This is a genomic window from Kitasatospora atroaurantiaca (assembly GCF_007828955.1).
GTDB classification, from domain to species: Bacteria; Actinomycetota; Actinomycetes; order Streptomycetales; family Streptomycetaceae; genus Kitasatospora; species Kitasatospora atroaurantiaca.
This window is the reverse complement of record NZ_VIVR01000001.1, coordinates 7,544,455-7,569,076: the sequence shown is the minus strand read 5'-3', so window position 1 is coordinate 7,569,076 and position 24,622 is coordinate 7,544,455. Positions and strand designations below refer to the sequence as shown.

The window sequence follows — 24,622 nt, the reverse complement described above, 5'->3', positions numbered from 1 at the left end:
CGGACCGACGGGTCCTACGGCCCGTGCGGTGGCGGGTTGCCCGGCGGGGGCGGGGGTGTCGCGACGCCCCCCTGCGGGGTGCCCTCCGCCTCGGGCTCCGCCGTGGCCGAGGGGGGTGGGCCTGGAGTGGTGACCGCGAGGCGGTCGCGGTCGGTGAGCCGGCGGCCGGTGAGCAGGTACTGGACCAGGCACCCGACCGCGAGCACCAGGGCGCCTCCCACCGCGTCCAGCAGCCAGTGGTTGGCGCTGGTGAGGACGACGAAGAGGGTGACCACCGGATACAGCACCGCCGGGATCCGGGCCCATGGACTGCGTGTGGTCGTGACGACGACCAGCGTGCACCACACGGCCCAGGCGATGTGCAGTGAGGGCATCGCGGCGTACTGGTTGGTCAGCGAGGTCAACGCCCCGAGCGGGGCGGAGTCGGGGCTGCTCACCGGGCTGTCCCGGAACCCGAGGCCCGGGGTGAGCCTGGGCGGGGCGAGCGGCAGGCCCCAGAAGCCGAGCAGGGCCAGGCCGGTGGTGGCGAACAGGACGGTCCGGCCCGTGCGGTAGCGCGAGGGATGGCGCACGTAGAGCCAGATCAGGACGCTCAGCACGCTGGTGAAGTGCATGAGCTTGTAAAAGTCCAGCATCACGTCCAGGAGCCAGTCGTACTGCAGGGCCCAGGCGTTGAGCGTCTGTTCGATGTCGAGGTGCACGGCCTGCTCCCACCGGTAGATCTCCCGTGCGTGCTCGACCGACAGGGCCACCCGGTCCGGCGCGGCATTGCGGATCGTGGTGTAGATGCCATAACCCACCTGGATCAGCAGCAGCTCCAGCAGCAGGTTGGGCCGGGAGACCGGGCGCAGCACCGCCGGCAGCAGCGGCAGGTAGGAACGACCCAGGGGGTGTTGCGGGGTCGGCCCGGGCGTACGGCGCACCCGCCACAGGGGGTCGGCCCGGCGGCGGAACGGCAGCACGGCGGCGGCCGCCGCGGCGGTCAGCGTCGGGGCGTTGAGCAGCAGGTAGCCGGTGACCGGCTCGATCCGCGGGTCCAGCGCCTGGCTGGGCAGCAGTGCGGCGGTGGCCGCGACGATCGGCCAGAGCGCCCGGTCCTCCGGCCGTCGCCCCACCCGGCCGGTCGCCGCGAGCAGCAGCCAGCCGAGCTCGGCGGGCTGGACGACGGGGGCCGCGACCACGGCCGCGCAGCCGACCAGCCCGGCGGCCAGCAGCCGCTGGCCGTCCGCTGCGAAGGCCGCACCGCGTCGCAGGGCGAGGACGCCGACCACGATCGCCGCCGCGAGCCAGGCACTCAGCAGCGGCAGTTCGTGCAGCCCCAGGCGCAGCAGGGCCCCGAGCACCGACTGGTCCCCGAGGTCGGCGACGGGCACGACCGCCGGGTCGGCGAGATGCTGCCAGTACCGGATGGTCCCGGCGGGCCGGGCGGCCCAGGCGATCGCGTCCAGCCCGAGCGTGACCGCGACGGCGGTCAGGGCTCGCCGCCGTGAGTGCGTGCACCACAGCAGCACCGCGAAGAGGACCAGCGCGGGCTGGACCGTCATCGCGACGCCCAGCGGAACGCCGCCGGGTATCCGTCTTCGGCCCCGGCCGCCGGCGAGCAGGTCCGTCAGCACGAGTGCCAGACAGCACAGGCCGAGCACCGCGTCGACCGCGGAGCCTCGTAACTCGGCGCTGATCAGTACGGCGCTCGCGGCCGGCGCGGCGGCCGGGACCAGTACGGGCGCGTCGGACGGTCTGTTCCGGGCGACCAGGACGCTGATCCCCGCGACGGCGGCGAGCGCCGCCAGCGTCAGCACGAGCCTGCCGCCCGTCGCGGCGCCGGCGCCGAGCAGGTCCAGTGCCATCCCCGGTACCGGGGTCCCCCGGCCTGCGGTGAGGGTGTCGAGCCGCTGCCGGTCGGCCGGCCTGCCGAGCGTGAACCAGGTGACCGCCGCCGAGGCCGTGAGCGCCAGCAGAAGGCAGACCGGCGTCACAGCGCCCAGAGCCGCGGAGCCGACCGCACCACGCCGCACCGGGGCCGGCCGGGTCGGAGGCATCGCCGCTCCTTTCGCCCTACCTCGGCACGCTCCGAACCGCGGCGAGGGGACGGGGCCTCACCTCGAGCCCTCCGCCGGATTCCGCGATTCCGGGACCGGGGGCCGAAACCCCTCATCTGCCGACCTTCCGGCGACGGCGCGCTCCCCGCACCTTCTGCTTGCCATCCGAGTGGCCGCCGGGCGGGCGACCCGGATGGCCGCCGAGGCCTACCGGGACTGGTCCGGTGTGCGGGTCGGGAGAGGCCGGCCGAGGCTGCCCGGCGGCACCGGGGGGTTCGCGGGGGCGGGCCCCAGCGTCGTCGTGCCCGGGGCCGCCCGGTGGCCGAGTCCGGTGCGGTACACGTCCAGGGCCAGTTCGACCCGGCCGGTACGACGCAGCAGATCGCCCAGCAGCCGGCACAGGTCGGCGAGGTCTCCGGCCGCTCCCGCGCGTTCGAGCAGGGACAGGGCGCTGACGTAGTGCTCCTCGGCGAGCTCCGGCTCGCCCCCGTCCTCGGCAATGAGCCCGAGCAGCCGGTGCGCTCCGGCGGCGTGGACGGCGCCGCGGTCCGGGCCGATGCGGTTCAGAAGACTGCTGAGCAGTTCGCCGGCCTCCCGGTCGCGGCCACGGCGGCGCAGCACGTCCGCGAGCTCGACCTCGACCTGGTGGGTGAAGAGCACGGCGTGCTGAGAGGCCAGCATGTCGCGGGCGGTGCACAGTTCGCGTTCCGCCCGTTCCAGGTCACCGGCCTGCGCGTGGACGTAGCCGCGCATCCAGTGGCACTTGGCGAGGTCCGAACTGAGCCGCAGCCGCTGGTACAGCTCCTGGGCCTTGGCCAGGGAGACGTCCGCCTCGGCGGTGCGGCCCTCGGCGATCAGGGTCCGCGCGACGCTTCGGTGCAGCCCGGCGACGAGCGCGGGGTCGGTGGCGCCGGGGGCGAGCGCGAGGGCGAGTTCGGCCGCCTGGGCGGCGCGGGCGTGTGCGCCCATGTCCATGTAGGGGCCGATGGCGGCGGAGTAGAGCAGCAGCAACGCGTCCGGATCGTGCAGACCGCCCGCGTTGAGCTGGTCGATCGCGGTCTCCAACAGGTAACAGGCGTAGCGTAGTTCGCCCGCGAGCAGGTGGGCGACGGCCCGGCCTCGGATGGCGGCGGCGCGGCGCGGCAGCGGCTCCTCGGCCAACAGCCGCTCGGCCGCCTCGAAGTGCTCGCGGGCCTCGTCGAGCTGCCCGCTCTCCAGCGCGCACTCGCCGAGGCCGAGCAGGGCCGCCGGCTGTACGGTCTCGACGCCGTGCCGGGTGGCGCTTGCCAGGCAGGCGGCGAACTGCTCGGCCGCGACGGCGGTGTCGCCCGCCGCGAGGGCGCTGTGGGCCTCGGTCAGGGCGAGCCGTAGCTCGGTGTCCAGGTGGGCGGGGCGGCCGGTGGCGAGCTCGTCGTAGGTCACGCCGAGACGTTCGGCGAGATGTCGCAGCGCGGCCTCGGAGGGGCGGACCCGGCCGGCCTCCAGCGTGGAGACGTAGGCGGCGGTGTAGGCGGGCTCGGCGAGCTTGCGCTGCGTCAAGCCCCTTTCCCGCCGGAGTCTCTGGACACGCTGCCCGATGTCGTCCGGGCCCTTCCCCTCGGTCATGGCTTGCTTCCTTCCGCGCGAGCTCGCCATTCTTCCCGCCCCATTGCCGGAGGCGTAGAGGTGCCCTACATTAACTCAGCACTTAAGTCTGATTAACCGTCAACTTAATCTCGACCCATCATCCCTCACCCGGAGGTTGTACCGTGCGCAGCGGAAGACTCACCACCCTGGCCCTGGCCGCCGCCACCGCCCTGGCGGCGCTCGGCACCGGCACCGCGCCCGTCGCCGTGGCCGCCACCGCTCCCGCCGACCCGGCCGGTCCGGGCCCGGGCTCGGCCGGTCACCAGGTCGAGGTCTTCGGCGAGGACGGCAGCATCAGCCGCGCCCGAGTCCCGGCGGCCTCACCGTTCGCCTCCGCCGGGCGCGCGCCCCGGGCCGCCGGTGCCGACGGCGCCGTCACCTCGATCGTGCGGAGCGGCGGCACCGACGCCAAACTCGACGTGGTCGTCATCGGTGACGGCTACACCGCGGACGAGCAGGGGAAGTTCCACGCCGACGCCGCCGCGAAGTGGCAGGAGATCACCGCCGTCGAGCCCTATGCGACCTACCGCGGCCTGTTCAACGTCTGGGCCGTGGAGGCCGTCTCCGCCCAGTCGGGCGTCTCCGGGGACCCGGCGCAGTCCACCGTCCGCGACACCGCCCTCGGCTCGTACTTCTGGTGCGACGGCGTCGAGCGCCTGCTGTGCGTCGACACCGCGGCGGTGGAGCGGTACGCAGCCAAGGCCCCTCAGGCGGATCTCGTCATCGTCGTCGCCAACAGCGCCAAGTACGGCGGCGCCGGCTACAACGACATCGTCTCCCCGCTGGGTTACTCCGGCATAGCCACCGTCGCCGGTGGCAACGCCCTGTCCGGCCAGATAGCCGTCCACGAGACGGGGCACTCGCTCGGCAAGCTCGCGGACGAGTACTCCTACGACGGCTACGGCACCTACGACGGGGACGAGCCGGCGGAAGCCAACACGACGAAGCTGACCGCCGATCAGATGCGCCGCACGCACGCCAAGTGGTACCGCTGGCTCGGTCGCACCTCCCCCGACGGCGGTACCGTCGGCGCCTACGAAGGCGGCGGCTACTACCCGCTCGGGATCTACCGGCCGACCGACAACTCGATCATGCGATCGCTGGGCCATGAGTTCAACCTCCCCGGCCGCGAGGCGATGATCGCGGGCTTCTACCGCTACGCCTCGGTGCTGGCCAGCGCCACGCCCACCACCACCCTCCTCAGGCAGGGCGACCGGCTCACCGTGGACCTGCCCGCTCCCGGCACCCGGCTGCGCTGGTACGTCGACGGCAGGGAGGCCCGGGAACTCGCGGGCCGCACCACGATCAGCATCTCCTCCCTCGGCCTCACCGGCCCGAAGGGCCTGCGCCACCGCCTCACCGCCCTGGCCACCGACCCGACCCCCGCCGTCATCGACCCGGCCCTGCGCAGCTCCCTCACCGACCGGCTGTCCTGGCAGGTCGCCCGCTGAGGGCGGCAATCGATCAGGATCGTGCATCCCGGGGCATCCCCAGGGGCCCGGGGAACTGCGCGACATCGGAAGGCAACGGCGTGTGCCCTCCCACCTCGCGCAGTTCTCCCCCAGCCTTCGGCCGGGGGTACCCCCACGCGCCCCCGGACAGTGCAACCAGCTGCGCCGCCTACCGGCGGAGCGGCCCGAGAAGGTGGTGCAGGGTGCGGTTGTTCCGCAGCAGCCAGGCCAGATAGGTGGGGTTGACGCGCGCCAGGTCGAGGTAGGCCGAGCGGAGGTCGGTGTAGAGCGCGTCCAGAGCGGCCGCGCTCAGTGCTCTCGGTCTCCAGGCGAGCAGCAGGCGGACCGCGAGGGGGTCGCCGTGGACGGGGCGGACGACGGTGCCGGCGGCGGCGACCGAGGTGGGCTGGCACGGGCGGACGGCCTCTCCGGAGGCCACCAGCTCGGCGGCGGTCGCGTTGTCGCGGACCTGCACCACGCGCGGGTTCAGCCCGGCCTCGGTGAAGACGCGGCGCATCGCCGCGTACTCGTGGTCCGCCGTCGGGTCCACCATCCAGGTGTCGTCGGCGAGATCCGCGAGGCGGACCACCGACAGCGCGGCGGCCGGATGTCCGACGGACAGCGCGACGAACTGCGGCTCGCGTGCCAGCAGGACGCGGTGCTCCGCGTCGGCCGGTACGCGGAGCGGGAAGCCCTCGCTCTCGTGGACGAAAGCGATGTCGAGCTGGTTCGCCGCGACCATGCGCAGGAGGGCGTTGGCCGAGATGTCGATGTGGATCGTGGTGTCCGTGTCGGGCAGCCGCTCGTGGACCCGGCGCAGCCAGGCGGCGACGGCCCGGCTGCCGACGCTTCCGATGCGTAAACGTCTCTTCTCGGCGCCGCCCGCCTCATGGCGGGCCGCGGTCACCAGCGCAGCCATCTCGGTGATGATGGGCCGGGCCCGGGACAGCACCGAATGACCGAGCGCGGTGGGCCGGCTGCCGGTCCGCTCGCGGGTGAACAGCTCGCCGCCGATGGACCTTTCGATACGGTGCAGCTGGGTGGTGAGGGACGGCTGGGTCATGCCGAGCTGCAGCGCCGCCTTTCGCATGCTGCCGTTGTCGGCGATCGCGCACAGCACACGGAGATGTCTCACGTCGAGCTCCACGGACGGAGCATAACGGCGCCACGAGGACATTAGCCAGGGACATGTCATATACCAAGACGCCTTGCCCACGGGGGTATTGAGCGCAGCTATCACCGGTTGACATCATCCGCTCGCCCGCCGGAGTGGATGAAGCTCTGTGCATCAACGATTCATCCGGTGTCCCACGGCCGTCGAATCCCCCGGGCCGTGGGGCTCGCGAATTGGAGTCCCCCACATGAAACGCTCCATGACTGCGCTGTCGATGACGGTCGGGCTCGCCCTGGCGACCGGACTCGCCGCCGCGCCCGCGTCCGCCGCCACGCCCGCCACTGCTCCCCACCAGCAGTACGCCGCGTCGTCGTACGTCGGAACGGCCGCCGAGCAGGCGGACAACCAGGCCTTCTACCAGGCCGTGATGAAGTCCGCGCTCGCCAAGCAGGCCGCGACCCCCTTCCTCAGGACGGTCGTCGTCACCTACGACGCCAGCCGCGCACCCTCGTTCGCCAACCAGATAGCCCGTAGCGCACAGATCTGGAACGGCTCCGAGCGCAACGTCCAGCTCCGGGCCGGCAGCAACGCCGACTTCCGGTACTACGAGGGCAACGACTCGCGCGGCTCGTACGCGAGCACCGACGGCCACGGTCAGGGGTACATCTTCCTCGACTACGCGCAGAACCAGCAGTACAACTCCGTCCGCGTCACCGCCCACGAGACCGGCCACGTGCTCGGCCTGCCGGACCACTACTCGGGCCCCTGCAGTGAGTTGATGTCCGGCGGCGGGCCCGGCACGTCCTGCACCAACCCCTACCCGAACGCGAACGAGAAGCGCCGGGTGGACTCGCTGTGGGCCAACGGCCTCAGCGCTTTCGAGAAGAGTGCGTTCGTGAAGGGTGCAACCGTCACGACGGCCCGCTGAGCGAGCGGCTCGCAGGACAGTGGCAGCTGCCCGGTCTCAACCGGGCAGCTGCCACTGCTGGTTGGCGCTCGCCGTACATGTCCAGACCAGCAGCCGGGTGCCGTTGGCACTGCTGCCGCCCTCGGCGTCCAGGCAGAGTCCGGACTTGGTGTTCTGCAGGGTGCGGTCGGCACGTGCGATCCAGGACTGGGCGGGCGTGCCGTTGCAGTCCCAGAGCTGGACGACGGTGCCCGCCGTGACGGCGCCCCTGCGCACGTCCATGCACTTGCCGAGGGCCCGCAGGGTGCCGTCACCGGCGAGCGTCCAGGTCTGGGCGGCCGTGCCGTTGCACTGGAAGAGCTGGAGTCCGGTGCCACTGGTGGAGTTGCTGTTGGGAATGTCGACGCAGCTACCGCCGACGCCGGTGACCGGCCCCGGCCGGGCGGGCACCGGCAGGGCGTCGTGCACCAGCGCCGCCTGGGCCACGGGGTCGCCCCAGGGCTGGACGGGATAGGCCTCGCGCTGCCGGTTCCAGGCGTCCTCGGTGGCGAACCAGTCGATCGCCGCGGCCGCCTTCCCGGACGCCAGCTCGGCGTCGAGCGCGTCGAGGTACGTGGTCCACCGCACGGCGTAGAACTCCGAGACCAGCCCCGACCACTCCCGGTTGGCGTAGTCGTGCAGCCCACCGGACTCGCTGCCTGAGCGGGTGCCCCAGGTGGTGAGGATGGAACGGGCGTCGTACTCCACGGCGGCCTGCTCCGCGTCCGTGCTGCCCCACGACTTGGCCGCCTCCAACCACGGGCCGAGCAGGAAACGGGAGTCGGTGGCGAGCAGCCGGTCCAGCAGGATGAGGTCGTTCTTCCACTCGGTGGCGTGCCCGCGGAAGGCGGTGAGGTCCTTGGCGTCATACGCCGCTCTGAGCAGCGGGAGCAGGCTGCGGCTGCGGTTGGCGAGCGCCTGCCTGGCCACGTCCACCAGGTCGAAGCGGTAGGCGTCGGTACTGCGCAACTCCGGTGCCACCTGGAGCAGTTCGGCGAGCGCCTGCTGGACGGTGGCGGGGTCGTAGCGCATCGAGTCCGGGCCCCAGGACGCCGCCGTGGCCACGGTGAGGCTCGGGCGAGCGGTGAAGAGGCTGTCCTGCGGCTCGCTCCAGCTGCCGGACGGCGTGCTGTAGGGGCCGCGTCGCAGCAGCTCCCAGGCCTTGGCGGCGTGCGGGTCGGCACCGCCGTACCGGCGGGCGGAGTAGTCGGCGAACCAGGCGTGCTGATCCACCGGGACCGTACGCCAGGCGAGTTCGGCGAACAGCTCGTAGCCGGCCGGGTTGCCGCCGGTGCCCTCGGGGAGGTAGGCGATGCCCTGCAGAGCGCTGTTCGGCTTGGTGCGCCACTGGTCGAAGCGGCCGGCCCAGACGGTCGTGTTGGCACCGATGCTGGTGTGGCCGCCGAAGTTCGGGATGGTGCCGAAGGCGTAGGGCGTGCCGTGCCAGGCCTTCTCGCGGTCGAGGTCGTCGTAGCGGTCGGACAGGCCGTCCACGACGAACAGCCTGCTCCTGTCGACGGCGTCGATGACCTGGGTGGACGGATTGTTCTGCCAGCCGAGGAGCACCCAGGTGGCGCCGGGGTGGGCGGTCTGAAGAGCGTTCATCACGGCCCTGGCCGCGTCCGGGACGGGTACGTCACCGGCGGTGCCGCCCTCGTGCAGCAGGTCCATCTTGTACATCGTCGAGTCGCCGAACAGCTCGCGCTGGTGGCGGTAGAAGGCCTCGGCCACCGTCGGGTACATCGCGTTGCGCGGGTCCAGCCAGTCGGGCCGGGCGAAGCCGACCCAGCCGCCCTGCGGGACGACCCGGCCGGTCGGGTTCCTGGCGACGAACTCCGGTGGGACGGTGCCGAAGTAGCCGGGGAGGACCGGGGTCATGCCGAGCGAACGCAGCCGGTCGGCGATCCTGCGACCCAGGGCGGCGCGGCCGTCGATGAGCCGCTCGGTGACCGGGCCGCCGAAGCCGGACATGTTCTGCATCAGCCACCAGGACTGGTGGGCGGGGCCGGGGATCCAGGACCGGAGTTCGGCCGTGGAGTAGCCGAACTCCTGGAAGGCGGCGTAGTAGGCGGCGTCGGCACCCATCTGGAGGAAGACCTCGTTGACGCCGTGGAGTGCGAGCAGATCGATCTGCTTCTCGTACGAGGCCCAGTCGCGGTACGCGCCCGAGTAGCCGTCGTCGGTGTCGTTGAGCGCGAAGCGGTGCGGGACGGTGGCCGACTGCCGGACGGTCCCGGATGGGGCCGGGAGGGTGGCCGGGAGCCGCGCGGTGCTGGCGCCCGGCCAGCCGATGTCCACCTTGGCGGTGTACTTCAGGTACCAGTTGACGCCGCTGAGCAGGACGGCGGGGCTGGTCCCCTGGACGTGGACGTCTCCGGCGCTGCCGGACACGGCGAAGAAGTCACCGGCGGCCGGCCTGGCCACCGGCTCCAGGGTGAACTGGGCGGCGTGGTCCGGCAGCAGCCGGGCGAGCGCGGCCTCGGCGGGCCCCGCGGCGAACGCGGACACCGTGACCACCCGAGTAGGAGCGGCAAAGGCGGTGCCCAGGACGGCGAGAGCGGTGGCCACGCCGACTGCGGCCCAGGTTCGGAGGCTTCGCACGAGGGCCACCTTGCCGCAGAAACCCACCGCCCGGCCGCCGCCTCGCCGTTCGGCACGCGCCAGGTCGCTCAGGCGGGTGAAGATGATTCCTGCAGCTCTCCGGCTTGCTGCATAGATAATCTATAGCGAGCCTCCCCCGCCAGACTGGATCGCCCATGCTCGAGCTCCGCCATCTCCAGGTCCTGCGCGCCATCGCCCGTGAAGGCTCGCTCGCCGCCGCCGCGCGGGCGCTTCGCTACACACAGCCCACCATCACCCACCACCTCGCCACGCTCGAGTCCCACTTCGGCGCTCCGCTGTTCCACCGCGGCCCGCGCGGAGCGAGCCTCACCGAGGTCGGGGAGTCGCTCCTCCCCCATGCCGAGGCGGTGCTGGAACGCGTCCGCCTCGCCGAACAGGAGGTCCGCGGCCTGGTGAAACGCGGCACCGCCTCCCTGCGCGTCGGCACCTTCCCCACCGCCGGCGCCCTGCTGCTCCCACCTGCCGTCAGAAGGCTGCACCAGCGCGGAGTCCACATCTCCCTCCGGGAGGGCGAGCTCCCCACCCTGCTGGCCGGACTCCGCTCCCGGGAGCTGCACCTCGCCCTGGTCTTCTCCCAGCCCGGCGACCGCCTCGACCTGGAGGAGGAGTTCGCCGTCCATCCGCTCCTCGAGGATCCGCTGTTTCTCGTCCTCCCCGCCGACCATCCGCAGGCGGCGCTCGAACGCGTCCCCCTGACCGCTCTCCGCGACGACGGCTGGATCATGGGAACCACCGACTGGGACCCGTGCGACCGCCTGCTCAACTGGGCCTGTGCACAGGAGGGCTTCGCACCGGTCCACGTCATGCGCACCGACGACTACGGCGTGCTGCAGGGCTTTGTCGCCGCAGGCATCGGGGTGGCACTCGTCCCGCGTCTCGGGCTCGGCAACCCCCGGGAGGACATCGCGATCCGCCCGGTCGACGGCCCCGCGCTGGCACGCCAGATCGGCGTCGCGATGCTCCGGACCACCACCGTCGGCAGCGCCGAGGAGCTGCTCGCCGAACTACGGGTGGAGGCCGACCAGCTCCGGGCCGCGCAGGAGAGGAACTGACCGACCGGCTGCCGGCGAGCGCGGCGTCGGTTCGGACGGCCGGACGGTACCCAAAGGTCATGGACCACTTGGGGTGAACACTGTTTCAGAGCTCTTCGGGATCGCCCCGAAGTGAATCAGGTCGGCGCTTCGCCTTCTGAGAGCGACTCGCATTCTCAGGTAGTCGGCCAGCCAGGCCGGTACGTCATCGCCCATTCCCATCGCCGCTCCGCGGGCCGGCATGCCGGACGGGTCCCGCTGCTCCTGCCGGATGTTCGCCGCCGTCCGGCCGGTCCGCTGCTCCGGCCTGAACCCCCAGATGCTCAGGAATCCTTCGCTCTCGTCCAGATGGGGGCGGAACCAGATGTACGGCGCATCGGAGAGGAACGCCGCGAGCATGGAGAAGGTCGAGATCGAACAGACCAGCAGATCCGCCGCCGCCATGACCGAGAGGTCCTCGAGCGTACGACGCGGGCGGGCGATACTCCGGCTCCACTCGGGAAGCAGCCGAGCAGCCTTTGACGGGTCGTCGCTCATGATCTCGACATGCAGCATTTCGCCGAACTGCTCGCGCAACGCACTCAGGACGGACCGGTACCACTCGGCGGGCAGGGACTCATTGGTGTCCCCGGGACCGGGGCCGGTCGCGGTGGTGTCCTCGAAATCTCCCAGCCGCACGTGAACGGCGACATGGATGCGGTCGCTGCCCGGCTGGTGGTCCTCGAGGCTCACGTGCGGCAGGCGCCCCAGCAGGGTGTTGCGGAAGTAGTTCCGGGACCGCGCGATGCCGAGCAGACCACCGGACATACCGCGGTGCACCAGCAGGAGCGATCTGCGCTGCGACCAGCCGAACTCGGCGTCCAGCACCCGGATCGCGGCGCCGTAGTCGGTCTCTCCGGTGGACCGGATCATCTCGTCGGTCACGGTCACGGTCGGCATCACCGCGCGGAGGGCCCGATGTCCGAACCAGTCCAGCCTCGACGTGCCGAAGTCCTTCCAGTAGCCGCGGCGGTTGAGCCCCCACGGAGGTGGCAGGAGCCCGAACCCCAGTTCACGGCTGGCGAGGTAGGCCTTGGCCCAGGGGAAGATCTCGTTGCCGAGCCCCTCTCCTCGGTACCTGCCCACAGTTCGGGCCATGCAGATGCGGCCCAGGTCGGCAGGCCGGCTGTTGGATCCCATACGAGTCTCTCTCCACGATTCGGTCCTGGGTGTCAGCATGCGGGACCGGTATCGCCCGAGCCGCTCCGCAACGCGGCGGGGAGAGCCGGGATTACCGCCTTGGAGTACGGAGCCGGGCGATCCGCCGACATACCTGACGCACCGTCAGCGCACTGCGCTGCGCCACATGAGTGACGGCATCCCTGGCGGGGCGTCATCTCTTCCTGTCGCACCATCGGCCGTCCGACGCCCCAGCCGATCCCCGAAGAGGCCCTGCTGACCGGCCCGTTGGAGCGCACCCACGACGGTCTTACCATCACCGAGGTCGCCGGCCTCGTGCAAATCCGGGCGCTGCGCCGCCGGTACGGGCTGCGGTGGATCTCCGCCACGCCGATCAACCTCTACGGCCCCGGGCGACATCCCGACGACACGCCGCGCAAGCTGCTCGATGCCTCCCGGCTGCTCGCCCTGGGCCGGCGTGCCCGGATCGGACTGCCGGACGGCTCGCGCACCACCTGCGACTGGTACCTGCGCGGCCAGGCCGGCTGAAGGCATCACCGCCCCGGTCACCCCGTACGGACCAGCGCGGGTCGCCTCGACTGCCCGAACCGGGCGAGTGTGGGGGCAGGAGGCGTGGGAACGGTCTGCGCTGCTGACTCAGGGCGGACCCGTGGACAGTGCGCACTCACCAGCGGCCGGGGCCGGGAGCGGTCGACGGTGCCACGTGGTGATCGCCGTGGTCCTCATGGCGGCGGGTGCGGTCGGCCTGTCGGCGTGCAGCAGCGGGTCGACCCCTGCTGCCGGGGCGTCGTCGTTCTCACCCGTCACCGGTTCGTTCTCCGGATCACCCCCGTCCGCGCTGGCCTCGCTGGCGTCGGCGGCACAGGCCTCGGTATCGGCTGCCGCCGCTTCGGCGTCGGCCGCCGCGGCCTCCTTCGAAGCATCGGTCTCGGCGGAGGGCTCCAGAGCCGCAGCTGCGGCGAGAGCCGCGCTGGCATCGGTCTCGGGGAGCGGCAACGCCCTGTCCGACGTGACGCTGACCGGGATTCCCAAGACCGCGTCCGGCGGCCTCAACGCGGCGAAGGTGACCATCACCAACAGCACGGCGAGCAAGGCGTCCTACGCCGTGAAAGTCGAGTTCGTCGACGCGTCCGGGACGACGGTGGACACCACCGTCGTAGGAGCGGAGAACCTCGAACCGGGCCGGCAGGCATCCCCGATCGCCTTCAGCACCAAGGACACCGACGCGACCTTGACCCCCCGAGCCGTCCAGGCACAGCGCTACTGACTCTCGTGGCCGGTCCGCTTCGATCACCCGAGCGATCCGGGCGGCGGGCGGTCTGCTGGTGGCTCACGAGCAGGTCCCCGCCTCGGTGGTCGAGCAGGACCTTCTGGCCATCGCCTCGGACGGAGCAGTCTCATGATCGGCCGACGTCTTGCCCGTGGCGGGCGCCCGGGCCTGATCGGCGCCGCCGCACGCACCGCCGTGGTGGCCGGAACGGCGACCGCCGTCAGCGGGCGCGTCGCCGCGCGCCAGCAGGAACGCGCCGCGACCCAGGAGGCGGCCGATCGGGCCGGTACCGCTCCCCCGGCGCCGGTGGCCGAGGCGCAGCCGCCCGCTGCGGAAGCTCCGCCGCTGGACGACCAGGCGATCTCGGCGCTGGCGCGGCTGGGGGACCTGCGCGAGCAGGGCGTGCTGTCCGACAGCGAGTTCGCCGCCGCGAAGCAGCGCATCCTCGGCACCTGAGCCGGACCCCGACGTCCAACCGGTTTGCCCGACTTGCACCATTCGCGACCGGGGCCTGACGATGAGTGAGCCGCGACGCCCGTCGCGTGCTGATGTGGGAGAGGTTGGGCAGCCGGGCGATGAGGAAGTGCATTCTGATCACCGGCGCGGGTTCCGGCTTCGGCCGCGACGCGGCGCTGGCGCTCGCGGCCAACGGTCACGACGTGATCGCCGCCGTGCATCACCCCGCCCAGGTCGCCGAGGTCCAGGATGCGGCGGCGGCGCGGGGCCATCCCGTACGGGTCGAGAAGCTCGATCTGCTGTCCGAGGACGATCGGCAGGCGGCGTTCGACTGGGACATCGATGTCCTGGTGAACAACGCGGCGATCGGCGAGGGCGGTCCGATCGCCGAGATTCCACTCGAACTGGTCCGCCGGGTCTTCGACGTCAACGTGTTCGCGACCCTCGCGCTGACCCAGGGCATCGTCCGGCGGATGGTGCAGCGGGGGCGAGGCCGGATCATCTTCGTCTCCTCGATCGCCGGCCTGACCGCGGGCGCCTACCTGGGAGCGTATGCCGCGTCCAAGCACGCACTCGAAGCCATCGCCGAATCGATGGCCAACGAGCTTGCGCCGTACGGGATCCAGGTCGCCACGTTGAATCCCGGCCCCTACGGGACGGGATTCAACGACCAGATGGTGCGGAGCCGGGACCGCTGGTACGACCCGGCACGCAACTTCACCCGGCCCGAGCACATGGCTGCGCTCGACGAGAGGTTCGAGAAGCAGTTCGACCCCGCCCGGCTCGTCCGGGCCATGGTCGAGCTGGCGCAGTCCGAGGCCGGCCTGTACCGCAACGTGCATCCGCAGGAGTCCGAGCGGCTCGTGCGCGAGCGCCAGCGGGACGCGTGGACACGCACGCAGTCGACGCCCGCCGGCGACCAGGGCATGTGATCCGACGGAGGTGCGCCGACGCGTCCTGACGGCCGGTCAGTCCGCGGTGGCGATCAGCGGCCGGAGCAGGATGTCGGGCTTGGCGCGCTGGAAGGCGCTCAGGTGCCACTTGTCGGCGAACAGGGCCAGCAGCGCGTTGTCCGAGCGGCGGGTGAGCACCTCGGAGTCGGTCAGGCGGGCCTTGGCCAGCTCCGCGGCTCCCTCGGGGTCGGTGACCCTGGCCAGCTTGTAGGAGAGGCGGTCGAGCGTGATGGGGGAGGAGAACTCGTGCTCCATCCGGTGCAGCACCACGTCGAACTGCATCGGGCCGACGGCGGCCATCACGGGCGCCTGGTCGCCACGGCGGTCCGAGACCAGCACCTGGACCACGCCCTCCTCGTCCAGCTGCGAGATGCCCTTGCGGAACTGCTTGGAGCGGCTGATGTCCTTCGGGCGCGCCACCGCGAAGTACTCGGGGGCGAAGGCCGGCAGCGGGGGGAACTCCGCCTTCTTGCCGGTGTAGAGCGTGTCCCCGACCCGCAGTGCGCTCGCGTTGATCAGGCCGACCACGTCGCCCGGGTAGGCGGTGTCGACGACGGTGCGCTCGGCGCCGAAGACGGTCTGCGCGTACTTGGTGGCGAAGGAGCGGCCGCTGGCCGCGCGGGTCACGTTCATGCCGCGCTCGAAGACGCCGGAGACGACCCGGACGAAGGCCATCCGGTCGCGGTGGGCCGGGTCCATGTTCGCCTGGATCTTGAACACCAGGCCGGAGAACTCCTCGCCGACCTCGCGGCTGCCGCCCTTGGCCAGCGGGCGGGCGGCGGGGGAAGGAGCGAGGTCGACCACGGCGTCCAGCAGCAGCTTCACGCCGATGTTGCTCAGCGCCGAGCCGAAGAAGACCGGGCTGATCTTGCCCGCCTCGAAAGCCTCCTGGTCCCAGCCGGGCCCGGAGGAGAGCACCAGCTCCAGCTCCTCCAGCGCGGTCTCCCAGTCCTCGCCCTCCTGTTCGGCGGCCTGCTGGGCGGTCAGCTGCTCCTCGATGGCGGCGTGGGTGCCGCCGGGCACCTTGGTGAAGCGCAGCATCTGCTCGGTGTCCTCGGCCCGGACGAGCCCGCGCAGGTTGCCGGCGACGCCGACGGGCCAGACCACCGGCACCGGGGTGATCCCCAGGTGGGTCTCGATGTCCTCAAGGAGGGTCAGCGCGTCGCGGCCGCGGCGGTCCCACTTGTTGATGAAGGTGATCACCGGGACGCCGCGGTGCCGGCAGACCGAGAACAGCTTGCGGGTCTGCTCCTCGAGGCCCTTGGCCGCGTCGATCAGCATGATCGCGCAGTCGACGGCCGCCAGCACCCGGTAGGTGTCCTCGGAGAAGTCGGCGTGGCCGGGCGTGTCGACCAGGTTCATCACGTGGCCGCGGTAGCCGAACTGCAGGGCCGCCGAGGTCACCGAGATGCCGCGCTCACGCTCCAGCTCCATCCAGTCGCTGGTGACGCCCTTGCGGGCGCCCGAGCCGTGCACGGCGCCCGCCGAGGTGATCGCCCTGGCGTGCAGGGCCAGGGCCTCGGTGGTGGTGGACTTGCCCGCGTCGGGGTGGCTGATGACCGCGAAGGTACGGCGGCGGCCGGCCTCGTTCAGGACCTGGACGACGGGGATCGACTGCTCGTTGCTCACGTGATTCCTCGGGTACGGGTAGGCATCAGGCCGGTGACGCCTCTCCGTACCTGCTGAGCCGGGCATCTGGTCCGCAGGCCCAAGGAGCGATTCTAGTCGGCCGGACGGCCTAACCACGCACGGACCTGAGAGGGCGGCCGATCTCGTTCGCCGGGCCCTCCCGGCGGTGGCCGTGAAGATAGGGTGGGCCGACACCCGTAGCGAGAGGCACTCGTCCATGGCCAAGTCCCCTGCCGAGCCACGCAGGTCCCTGCTCCAGCTGAGCGGAGTAAGTCGCACCTACGGTGAACGGCAGGTTCTCCACCCCGTCGATCTGGAGCTCGCGGCCGGTGAGTGCGTGGCGCTGCTCGGCCACAACGGCTCCGGCAAGTCGACGCTGCTGAGGATCGCGGCCGGACGCGAGCTGCCGACCAGTGGCACCGTCCGCTTCGACGGGCTTCCCATGAACGAGAACGATCCCCGGATCCGGGCCCGGGTGGCCGTGGTCGGCGACACCGTCGCCTGCTACCCCGACCTCTCGGTCCGCGAGCACCTGCTGCTGGTGGCGGTCGCGCACGGGGTCGCGGACGCAAAGGCCTGGATCGAGCACGTCCTGGCCGACCGGAACCTGGCGGAGCAGGCCGACGCCTTCCCCTCGGCGCTGTCCTCCGGCCAGATGCAGTCGCTGCTGCTGGCCTGCGCGATGGTCCGGCCCCGCGACCTGCTGCTGCTCGACGAGCCGGAGCAGCGCCTGGACCCGGACGCCCGCCGGCGGCTCGCCGAGCTCCTCAAGGCCGAGCTCGCGGACGGCGTCTCGGTCCTTCTCGTCACCCACCACACCGATCTGGCGCTGGAGGTGGCCGACCGGGTCGTGGTTCTGGAGGACGGCAAGGTCCTCGCCAAGGGTGCCCCGCGCAGCGTCCTCGCCGACAGCGTCCGGGCAGGTGCCCGGTGACGGACTCCGCCACCCGGCGTCCCGCCGAGCCCGCGATCGACCCCGATGGCTTCGAGTCGGCCGACGAATCCGGCCCCGACGGCTTTGATCATGACGACCCCCAGCCGGAGTGGTCCCCGGAGGACGACTGGACCGACGAGGCGCTGAGCCTGCTGCGGACGATGCGCGCGCCCCACCGCCGCAAGCGCGCCGGGCAGATCGGCTTCGCCGTCTACTGCACGCTGCTCATCCTCGTCGTGTGGGGCGTGACCCCGAGCTTCGGGCTTCTCCTCCAGTCCTCGATGGGCGCCGACTACACCGGCAGCGGCCCCGCGCTGCTCGCCGCACTTCCGAGCGGCATCGCCGCCGCCGCGCTGGCCACGATCCTGTTCGCCGCCCGCGACGGGCTCTGGCGCGGTCCGGTGGTGCCACCGCGAGCCACGGCCGACTGGCTGCTGCCGCACCCGGTCGAGCCGAGGCGGGTCCTGCGGCCCTGGTTCTGGTTGTCCTGCGCGCTGGCGGCCGCGCCCGGGATCGTCGTGGCGGCCGGTGCGATGGTCACCCTTGCGCTGACCGCCAGGACCGGCCTTCCCGCCGCCTTCGGCTGGTGTGTCCTCGGCGGGGTCTGTCTGCCGCTGCTGGCAGCCTGCGCGGGCCTGGCGGTGGAGCTGAACGACCGGGTCGCCGCCCAGGTCCGCAGGTTCACCCCCGTACTGACCGTGGCTGTGCTCCTGCTCGTGGCCCAGAGCGTCCTCGCCGCCCAGGGGCACCGGATCCCCTGGCTGGAGCGCGCCGAGCTGTGGTCCGGGCCCTGGGGTTGGGCCGGGCTCGCGGCGCTCGCCCCGACGCCTGCGGCGCAGCCCGGGGCCTGGCCGGCCGCCGTGCTGCTCCTGCTGGTCACCGCGGCCTGCGTCGTGCTCGCCGACCGCGCCTGCGGCAGGATCCCGCCGTCCCGGCTGCGCGAGCGCGCCCGCACGGCGGCCGGGGTGCTGGCCGCACTCCGGACCGTCGAACTGCGGGCTGCCAAACTCGCGGTGACCAGCGCGTCGCCAGGGGCGGGACCGCGCCGCGTGCGACTGCCCGCACCGCGTGCCGGCTGGCTCGTCGTGCCGTGGCGCGATGCCCTCGCGCTGCTGCGCTCCCCCGCCCGGCTGGGACGCTCGGTCCTGCTCGCGATACCGGCGACGCTCTGCGCGGTACTCGCCCACTCGGCCACCGGCGCGGCCTCCTGGGCAGGCACCGCCGTCGCGCTGGTCTTCGGCTACCTCTCGGTGGCTCAGCTGCTGGAACCGGCCCGGGTCGAGACCGACGACATCCGGCGCGCATCGTGGTCGCCCTATCCGTTCTCCGAACTGATGCTGCGTCACACGATCCTGCCCGCCGCCCTCGGGGTCGGCGCGGGGCTGGTGGGGGCGGCGGGCGCCGCCCTGGCCGGCTTCGGCGGGGCACAGGTCTGGCTCGCGGCCGCCGCCGTCCCCGCCATGGTCGCCGCGGGGCTGGTCAACACCTGCCGCGGCGTCATCCGCAAGGACCTGATGTACCGTCCCTCGCAGACGCCGGGTGGCGGGGCCGGACCGTTCCTGTTCGCCGTCTGGTACGCGGCCGGCCCGCTCGCGGCCGTCGCCGTCCTCATCGTTCCGTTCACCAAGGCACTCACCGGCGGCACGGCCTCGGCCACGCTCACCGCCGTGGCGTGGAGCGTGGCGCTGACCGCCGTACTGCTGTGGTGGGCCCGCGAACGGGCCGCCGACATGACCACCGGCAGCCGGTCCGGCCGCGCGAACTGAGCGGCGCGCGGCCGGACCGGACTACCGGGCCGGTGCCACCTCCACCGGGATGCCGTTGAGCACCGCGGTGCCCGAGAGCGGGTCGATGGCGTCGGGATCGGTCAGCAGGTTGACGTTGACCCCCGGAGCGGCGGCGGCGACGCGCATGCGGGTGCCGGGCCGGTCGTGCCCCCAGCCGTGCGGGAGGCTGACCACCCCGGGCATCAGGTCCTCGGTGATCTCCACCGACACAGCGACCTCGCCCGTACGGCTGCGCACCTTCGCGGTGTCCCCGTCGCCCAGGCCGAGGGCGGTCGCGTCGGACGGGTGGAGGTGCAGGGTGCAGCGGTTGGTGCCCCTGGCCAGGGCGGGCAGGTTGTGCAGCCAGCTGTTGTTGGACCGCAGATGACGGCGGCCGACCAGGACCAGGCCGTCCTGACGGGAGCTCAGTCCGGCGCGGAGGCGGTCCAGGTCCGCCGCGAGAGGAGCGGGGCAGAGCTCGATCAAGCCTGAGGGGGTGCGCAGGACCTCGGGCAGGCGCGGCTGGAGCGGGCCGAGGTCGACACCGTGGGGTTCGGCGATGAGCCGGGCGAGGGTCAGGCCGTCCGCCCGGGCCCCGAAGCCGTCCCCGTACGCGCCCAGGCGCAGCATCATGTCGATCCGGCGCTCGCTCCCGGTCCGCCCGTCGAGGGTCTTGGCGAGCTCGGCCGGGTCCCTGCCGTACACGGGTGAGGAGGGGTCCGCGGTGGCCTTGGCCAGGGTGCCCGCGATCACCAGGTCGTCGACGGCTGCGGCCGCCGCGGCGTCCTGGCCGGAGACGATCATCACCAGGCCGGCGAGGATCTCGCACTCGTCACGTTCGCCCTCGGCGAGCGGGATCGGCGCCGGCGAGTAGCGGGCGGTGTTGCGCACGGCCAGGTCGGCGAACGCCAGGTCGTAGTGCGCGGAGCGGCCGGGCGGCGGGGGCGGCAGGATGACGTGCGCGTGGCGGGTGGTCTCGTTGAGGTACGGGTCGACGCTGACCATGAAGTCGAGCCCGGCCAGGGCCTCCTCCAGCCGGTCGCCGCCGGGCGTGGACAGGACGGGGTTCCCGGCGACGGTGATCAGGGCCCGCACCTGGCCGTCGCCCGGCGTGGTGATCTCCTCGGCGAGCGCGGTGGCGGGCAGCTCGCCCTTGACCTCGGGAAAGCCGCGCACCCGGCTGCGCCAGCGGCCGAGGGCGAAGCCGCGTCCGGTTCCGGACCCGCGGCGGCGGTGCGGGGCGAGCGGGAACATCGCGCCACCCGGCCGGTCGAGGTTGCCGGTGAGGACGTTGACGACGTCGACGAGCCAGCTGGCCAGGGTGCCGAACTCGACGGTGCTGGTGCCGATCCGGGCGTAGACGGCCGCGGTGGGTGCGGCGGCCAGCTCACGGGCGAGGGTCCTGATCTCCTCGGCCGGGAGGCCGCACACGCCGGACACGGTCTCCGGGGAGAGGTCCGCCGTCAGCTCCCGTACCTCGTCCACTCCGGTGACGTGCCCGGTGGGCGTCGCGAGATCCTCGGCGAAGAGCGTGTGCACGATGCCGGCGAGCAGGTAGGCGTCGGTGCCCGGACGGACCGGCAGGTGCCGGTCCGCGAGCGCGGCGGTACGGGTGCGCCTCGGGTCGACGACCACCAGGCGGCCGCCGCGCCGCCGCAGCGCCTTCAATTTGCCCGGGAAGTCGGGTGCGGTGCACAGGCTGCCGTTGGACTCCAGCGGGTTGGCACCGAGCATCAGCAGGTAGTCGGTGCGGTCCAGGTCGGGCACCGGGATCGCCAGCGGATCGCCGAACAGCAGCCCGGAGGAGACGTGTTTCGGCATCTGGTCGACGGTGCTGGCCGAGTACACCTGGGTGCTGCCGACCGCCTTGGCCAGCGCTCCCGCGTAGAGGCCGCCCGCGATGGTGTGCACGTTGGGGTTGCCGAGGTAGGTGGCGACGGCCTGCCGGCCGTACCGCTCGAAGACGCCGGCCAGGCCGTTCCGGACGGCGGCGAAGGCCTCGTCCCAGCCGACCTCCCGCCACTGCGTCCCGCTGCGCACCATCGGGCGCCGGAGGCGGTCGGGGTCGGTGTCGAGCTGTCCGATCGCGGCGCCCTTGGGGCAGATGAACCCCGCGCTGAAGACATCCGCCCGGTCGCCGCGGGCCGCGGTGATACCGCCCCCGTCCAGGGTGAGTTCGAGGCCGCACGTCGCCTCGCAGAGGGGGCAGATGCGATACGCCTTGTCGACCATGTCGGGCTCCCGTCGCCACCGTTTAGCGGAACGATAACGGACCAGGTCCCCCTGTGTCCCCCTCTGCAGACCGTGATTCTCCAGGGCATGCGTGCATCCGCGACCCTTTGATTGCCTGCGGCTATGGCCGAGGTCACACCACCCACGTCTTAGCAGGTGAGCGCATCGGAGCTAATTTAGCGTTCTGTTAGATCGGTTTCGGTCGAGAGAGATGAGGCGGACCGTGCGCCGTACGGTGTTCAACGAGGACCACGAAGCCTTCCGGGAGACCATCCGGGACTTCATCGCCAAGGAGGTCGTGCCCGTCTACGAGCAGTGGGAGCAGGCCGGCCACGCACCGCGCGACTTCTACTACAAGCTCGGCGAGCTGGGCATCTTCGGGATCGAGGTGCCCGAGGAGTACGGCGGCGCCGGCCAGGGCGGGTTCAAGTACCAGGCCGTGATCGCCGAGGAGCTCATGCGGGCCGGCGTCTCCTTCGGCGGCTCCGGGGTGCACACCGGACTCTGCCTGCCGTACCTCATGGAGTACGCGACCGAGGAGCAGAAGAAGCGGTGGCTCCCCGGCTTCGTCTCCGGCGAGATCATGACGGCGATCGCGATGACCGAGCCGGGCACCGGCTCGGACCTGGCCGGCATGACCACCAGTGCCCGGCTCTCGGACGACGGCACCCACTGGATCCTCAACGGCGCCAAGACCTTCATCACCGGCGGCGTGCTCGCCGACCTGGTCCTGGTGGTCTGCCGCACCTCGCCGGCCACCCCCGAGGACCGCCGCCGCGGCCTGTCCATCCTCTGCGTGGACACCAAGAGCCCGGGCTACACCGTCGGCCGCAAGCTGGAGAAGATCGGCCTGCGCAGCTCCGACACCGCCGAGCTCTCCTTCACCGATGTCCGCGTCCCGGTGGAGGACATGCTCGGCGAGGAGGGCAAGGCCTTCTCCTACCTCACCCACAACCTGGTGCAGGAGCGGCTGGGTATCGCCGTCGGCGCCACCGCGGCGGCCCGTGCCGCCGTGGACTTCGCCGTGGCGTACGTCAAGGACCGCAAGGTCTTCGGCAAGGCCGTCGCCGACTTCCAGAACACCAAGTTCGTGCTCGCCGAGTGCGCCGCCGAGGTCGAGGCCTGCCAGGCGTTCACGGACCGCGCCCTCGACCTCTTCGAGGAGGGCCACCTGACCGTCGCCGACGCCGCGGCGGCCAAGCTCTTCACCACCGAGACGGCCGGCCGGGTGATCGACAAGTGCCTGCAGCTGCACGGCGGTTACGGCTACATCCTGGAGTACCCGATCGCCCGCCTCTACACCGACAACCGGGTGTTCCGGATCTACGGCGGCACCAGCGAGGTCATGAAGACCGTCATCGCCAAGTCCCTCGGGCTGTGAGGCCATGAAGATCTTCGCCTCGCCCGCGCAGCTGGCCGCCGCCGTCGGCACCGAGATCGGCGTCGGTGACTGGACCGCCGTGGAGCAGCACCGGATCGACCTGTTCGCCGAAGCCACCGGCGACCACCAGTGGATCCACACCGACCCCGAGCGCGCGGCCGCCGGCCCCTTCGGTGCCACGATCGCCCACGGCTTCCTCACCCTGTCCCTGCTGCCGGTCCTCGCCCAGCAGGTGTACCGGATCGACGATGTCCGGATGGGCGTCAACTACGGTCTGAACAAGGTCCGTTTCCCCTCCCCGGTCAGGGCCGGGTCCAGGGTCCGCGCACGGATCGCGCTCACCGCCGCCGACGAGATCCCCGGCGGTCTGCAGCTCACCACGCTGGTCACCGTCGAGATCGAGGGCTCGGAGAAGCCCGCCTGCGTCGCCGAGTCGGTCTCCCGCATCTACGTCTGACGTGATCGGCCCTATCAACTGACGAGGAGTCACCATGCGTACGAACACCGAGGAGGTGGCCGTCGTCACCGGCGGCGCCCGCGGTATCGGTGCGGCCACCGCGCTGCGCCTGGCCAGGGACGGGTTCGCCGTGGCCGTCTGCGACCTGGAGGAGGCCGCCTGTGCCGATACCGTCGCGGCGATCGAGAAGGCGGGCGGCCGCGCGCTGGCCGTCGGTGTGGACGTCGCCGACAGCGATCTCGTGGATGCCGCGGTCGCCCGGATCGCGGCCGAGCTCGGCGCCCCGGTCGTGCTGGTCAACAACGCCGGCATCACCCGCGACAACCTGCTGTTCAAGCTCACCGAGAACGACTGGGACTCGGTGATCGCCGTCCACCTGCGGGGCGCCTTCCTGATGTCCCGCGCGGTCCAGAAGTACATGACCGAGGCCCGCTGGGGACGGATCGTCAACCTCTCCTCGACCTCCGCGCTGGGCAACCGGGGCCAGGCCAACTACTCGGCGGCCAAGGCGGGCCTGCAGGGCTTCACCAAGACCCTGGCCATCGAGCTCGGCCAGTTCGGGGTGACCGTCAACGCGATCGCCCCCGGCTTCATCGCCACCGAGATGACGGCCACCACCGCGGCCCGGATGGGCATGGACTTCGAGGACCTCAAGGCGGGCGCGGCCCGGCAGATCCCGGTCCGCCGGGTCGGTGTCCCCGAGGACATCGCGGGCGCCGTCTCGTACCTGGTGAGCGAGGACGCGGGCTTCGTGTCCGGCCAGGTGCTGTACGTCGCCGGCGGCCCCCAGGGCTGATCCGGCCGCCTCCCGGTGTGGCGGCACGTCAGGGCGTGGCGGTCGGCCCTGACGTGTCGCGCCGGCCGCGGGTCACCATGGCGTCCAGACAGCGGGCCACCCTGCCGTCCAGTTCCTCGACCGGCACGTCGATCTCCCGGGCCAGGTGCTCGCGGAAGAGAACGTAGCCGTAGACGGCCGAGGCCACCACGGCCTGCACCCCGTCGGCGTCGTCCACGGGCAGTTCGCCGCGCGCGGCCTCGGCCGACAGCAGCCGGTGCTCCTGTGCACGCTGCGGCAGCGGGCGGGGCCGCTCGTCACCGTCGAGCACCAGCAGGGCCATCAGTCTGACCGGTTCAGGCCTGCGCAGCGCCGTCCAGAAGAAGCGGGACAGCCGCTTGCGCAGCGGCAGGGCCTCGGCTGCCGCCGCGGCGGCGTCCTGCACGCTCTCCTGGCCCTGGGCCCACAGCGCGGACCGCAGGAGATCCCGCCGCGACCCGAAGTACTGGTACACCAGCCCGCGGTTCACGCCCGCTGCGTCCGCCACCTCGCGCAGGTTCAGCCCGGTCAGCACGCCCTCGCGCTGGAGCAGTTCCAGCGCGGCGGTGCGCAGTGCCTCCTCCGTCGCCGCCCGGTCGTGGGACGAGCGGGCACGCTGCGGTGTCCGTGGGGTGCTCACCGGATGGCCCTCCGCGTCTGTGTTCTGTGCCGACGTGCACGCGAAGACTCTACGGCCTCCCTGAGCGCGACCAGGCCCCCAA

Annotated in this window: 20 protein-coding genes; 12 read left to right on the top strand and 8 right to left on the bottom strand. The window is 72.1% G+C overall.

Annotated elements, in window-relative coordinates; genetic code table 11:
- Positions 1–14 precede the first annotated feature (14 nt).
- Both FB465_RS33855 and FB465_RS33850 read right to left on the bottom strand, forming a co-directional pair.
- Positions 15–2,039: a bifunctional glycosyltransferase 87/phosphatase PAP2 family protein gene (locus tag FB465_RS33855; RefSeq protein WP_145796727.1), complete on the bottom strand. Its 2,025-nt coding sequence runs from the start codon at positions 2,037–2,039 to the stop codon at positions 15–17.
- A gap of 207 nt (positions 2,040–2,246) precedes the next feature.
- Positions 2,247–3,644, bottom strand: coding sequence for a helix-turn-helix domain-containing protein (locus FB465_RS33850; RefSeq protein WP_145796725.1), 1,398 nt, complete (start codon positions 3,642–3,644; stop codon positions 2,247–2,249).
- A gap of 143 nt (positions 3,645–3,787) precedes the next feature.
- Between FB465_RS33850 and FB465_RS33845 the strand changes: the two genes are divergently transcribed.
- A complete protein-coding gene (locus FB465_RS33845; RefSeq protein ID WP_145796723.1) occupies positions 3,788–5,116 on the top strand; it encodes a M64 family metallopeptidase in 1,329 nt (442 codons plus the stop codon).
- A 169-nt stretch (positions 5,117–5,285) separates the two neighbouring features.
- On the opposite strand, the gene FB465_RS33840 is transcribed toward FB465_RS33845, so the two are convergent.
- Entirely contained in the window at positions 5,286–6,251 is a 966-nt protein-coding gene (locus tag FB465_RS33840; protein WP_246193056.1) for a LysR family transcriptional regulator, read from the bottom strand.
- Positions 6,252–6,477: 226 nt separating this feature from the next.
- On the opposite strand from FB465_RS33840, the gene snpA reads away from it, so the two are divergent.
- Positions 6,478–7,158 carry a snapalysin gene (gene snpA, locus FB465_RS33835; RefSeq protein ID WP_145796719.1) on the top strand — a complete coding sequence of 227 codons (681 nt, stop codon included), beginning with the start codon at positions 6,478–6,480 and terminating at the stop codon, positions 7,156–7,158.
- A 36-nt stretch (positions 7,159–7,194) separates the two neighbouring features.
- Here the strand turns inward: snpA and FB465_RS33830 are convergent, their stop codons facing one another.
- Entirely contained in the window at positions 7,195–9,777 is a 2,583-nt protein-coding gene (locus FB465_RS33830; RefSeq protein WP_246193054.1) for an alpha-N-acetylglucosaminidase, read from the bottom strand.
- A gap of 155 nt (positions 9,778–9,932) precedes the next feature.
- Here FB465_RS33830 and FB465_RS33825 point away from each other — a divergent pair, with 155 nt between their 5' ends.
- Positions 9,933–10,850, top strand: coding sequence for a LysR family transcriptional regulator (locus FB465_RS33825; protein WP_145796715.1), 918 nt, complete (start codon positions 9,933–9,935; stop codon positions 10,848–10,850).
- Between the two features lie 57 nt (positions 10,851–10,907).
- On the opposite strand, the gene FB465_RS33820 is transcribed toward FB465_RS33825, so the two are convergent.
- Entirely contained in the window at positions 10,908–12,008 is a 1,101-nt protein-coding gene (locus FB465_RS33820) for an O-fucosyltransferase family protein (protein ID WP_145796713.1), read from the bottom strand.
- Between the two features lie 195 nt (positions 12,009–12,203).
- Between FB465_RS33820 and FB465_RS33815 the strand changes: the two genes are divergently transcribed.
- From FB465_RS33815 to FB465_RS33800, 4 genes are all read left to right on the top strand, one after another.
- Positions 12,204–12,536: an NAD-dependent epimerase/dehydratase family protein gene (locus FB465_RS33815; protein WP_145796711.1), complete on the top strand. Its 333-nt coding sequence runs from the start codon at positions 12,204–12,206 to the stop codon at positions 12,534–12,536.
- 178 nt (positions 12,537–12,714) lie between these two features.
- Positions 12,715–13,275, top strand: coding sequence for a hypothetical protein (locus FB465_RS33810; protein WP_246193052.1), 561 nt, complete (start codon positions 12,715–12,717; stop codon positions 13,273–13,275).
- Positions 13,276–13,407: 132 nt separating this feature from the next.
- Positions 13,408–13,734, top strand: coding sequence for an SHOCT domain-containing protein (locus FB465_RS33805; RefSeq protein ID WP_145796709.1), 327 nt, complete (start codon positions 13,408–13,410; stop codon positions 13,732–13,734).
- A gap of 119 nt (positions 13,735–13,853) precedes the next feature.
- Positions 13,854–14,666, top strand: coding sequence for an SDR family oxidoreductase (locus FB465_RS33800; protein ID WP_145796707.1), 813 nt, complete (start codon positions 13,854–13,856; stop codon positions 14,664–14,666).
- 36 nt (positions 14,667–14,702) lie between these two features.
- Here the strand turns inward: FB465_RS33800 and FB465_RS33795 are convergent, their stop codons facing one another.
- Positions 14,703–16,316 (bottom strand): peptide chain release factor 3, encoded by a 1,614-nt coding sequence (locus tag FB465_RS33795; protein WP_246193050.1) that lies wholly within the window; start codon positions 16,314–16,316, stop codon positions 14,703–14,705.
- Between the two features lie 217 nt (positions 16,317–16,533).
- On the opposite strand from FB465_RS33795, the gene FB465_RS33790 reads away from it, so the two are divergent.
- Together FB465_RS33790 and FB465_RS33785 are read left to right on the top strand one after the other, a co-directional pair.
- On the top strand, positions 16,534–17,250 hold the full coding sequence (locus tag FB465_RS33790) for an ABC transporter ATP-binding protein (RefSeq protein WP_145796703.1): 717 nt from the start codon (positions 16,534–16,536) through the stop codon (positions 17,248–17,250).
- On the top strand, positions 17,247–19,016 hold the full coding sequence (locus FB465_RS33785) for a DUF6297 family protein (RefSeq protein ID WP_211785918.1): 1,770 nt from the start codon (positions 17,247–17,249) through the stop codon (positions 19,014–19,016). The genes FB465_RS33790 and FB465_RS33785 overlap by 4 nt, the downstream gene beginning before the upstream one ends.
- A 21-nt stretch (positions 19,017–19,037) precedes the next feature.
- Here FB465_RS33785 and FB465_RS33780 read toward each other — a convergent pair whose 3' ends face one another.
- Positions 19,038–21,248, bottom strand: coding sequence for a molybdopterin oxidoreductase family protein (locus tag FB465_RS33780; RefSeq protein WP_145796701.1), 2,211 nt, complete (start codon positions 21,246–21,248; stop codon positions 19,038–19,040).
- A 223-nt stretch (positions 21,249–21,471) separates the two neighbouring features.
- Here FB465_RS33780 and FB465_RS33775 point away from each other — a divergent pair, with 223 nt between their 5' ends.
- Genes FB465_RS33775 through fabG form a run of 3 tightly spaced genes read left to right on the top strand, consistent with a single transcriptional unit; the run spans position 21,472 to position 23,882 of the window.
- Entirely contained in the window at positions 21,472–22,629 is a 1,158-nt protein-coding gene (locus FB465_RS33775) for an acyl-CoA dehydrogenase family protein (protein ID WP_145796699.1), read from the top strand.
- Positions 22,630–22,633: 4 nt separating this feature from the next.
- A complete protein-coding gene (locus FB465_RS33770) occupies positions 22,634–23,086 on the top strand; it encodes a MaoC family dehydratase (protein ID WP_145796697.1) in 453 nt (150 codons plus the stop codon).
- Between the two features lie 34 nt (positions 23,087–23,120).
- Positions 23,121–23,882, top strand: coding sequence for a 3-oxoacyl-ACP reductase FabG (gene fabG, locus FB465_RS33765; RefSeq protein ID WP_145796695.1), 762 nt, complete (start codon positions 23,121–23,123; stop codon positions 23,880–23,882).
- 28 nt (positions 23,883–23,910) lie between these two features.
- On the opposite strand, the gene FB465_RS33760 is transcribed toward fabG, so the two are convergent.
- Entirely contained in the window at positions 23,911–24,540 is a 630-nt protein-coding gene (locus tag FB465_RS33760; RefSeq protein ID WP_170290758.1) for a TetR/AcrR family transcriptional regulator, read from the bottom strand.
- Between the last annotated feature and the right edge of the window lie 82 nt (positions 24,541–24,622).

Excerpts from the sequence above, each read along its gene's own strand:
- FB465_RS33855 (WP_145796727.1), bottom strand. The coding sequence starts at position 2,039 with ATGCCTCCGACCCGGCCGGCCCCGGTGCGGCGTGGTGCGGTCGGCTCC.
- FB465_RS33850 (WP_145796725.1), bottom strand. The coding sequence starts at position 3,644 with ATGACCGAGGGGAAGGGCCCGGACGACATCGGGCAGCGTGTCCAGAGA.
- snpA (WP_145796719.1), top strand. The coding sequence starts at position 6,478 with ATGAAACGCTCCATGACTGCGCTGTCGATGACGGTCGGGCTCGCCCTG.
- FB465_RS33825 (WP_145796715.1), top strand. The coding sequence starts at position 9,933 with ATGCTCGAGCTCCGCCATCTCCAGGTCCTGCGCGCCATCGCCCGTGAA.
- FB465_RS33820 (WP_145796713.1), bottom strand. The coding sequence starts at position 12,008 with ATGGGATCCAACAGCCGGCCTGCCGACCTGGGCCGCATCTGCATGGCC.
- FB465_RS33805 (WP_145796709.1), top strand. The coding sequence starts at position 13,408 with ATGATCGGCCGACGTCTTGCCCGTGGCGGGCGCCCGGGCCTGATCGGC.
- FB465_RS33800 (WP_145796707.1), top strand. The coding sequence starts at position 13,854 with ATGAGGAAGTGCATTCTGATCACCGGCGCGGGTTCCGGCTTCGGCCGC.
- FB465_RS33790 (WP_145796703.1), top strand. The coding sequence starts at position 16,534 with ATGGCCAAGTCCCCTGCCGAGCCACGCAGGTCCCTGCTCCAGCTGAGC.
- FB465_RS33780 (WP_145796701.1), bottom strand. The coding sequence starts at position 21,248 with ATGGTCGACAAGGCGTATCGCATCTGCCCCCTCTGCGAGGCGACGTGC.
- FB465_RS33770 (WP_145796697.1), top strand. The coding sequence starts at position 22,634 with ATGAAGATCTTCGCCTCGCCCGCGCAGCTGGCCGCCGCCGTCGGCACC.
- fabG (WP_145796695.1), top strand. The coding sequence starts at position 23,121 with ATGCGTACGAACACCGAGGAGGTGGCCGTCGTCACCGGCGGCGCCCGC.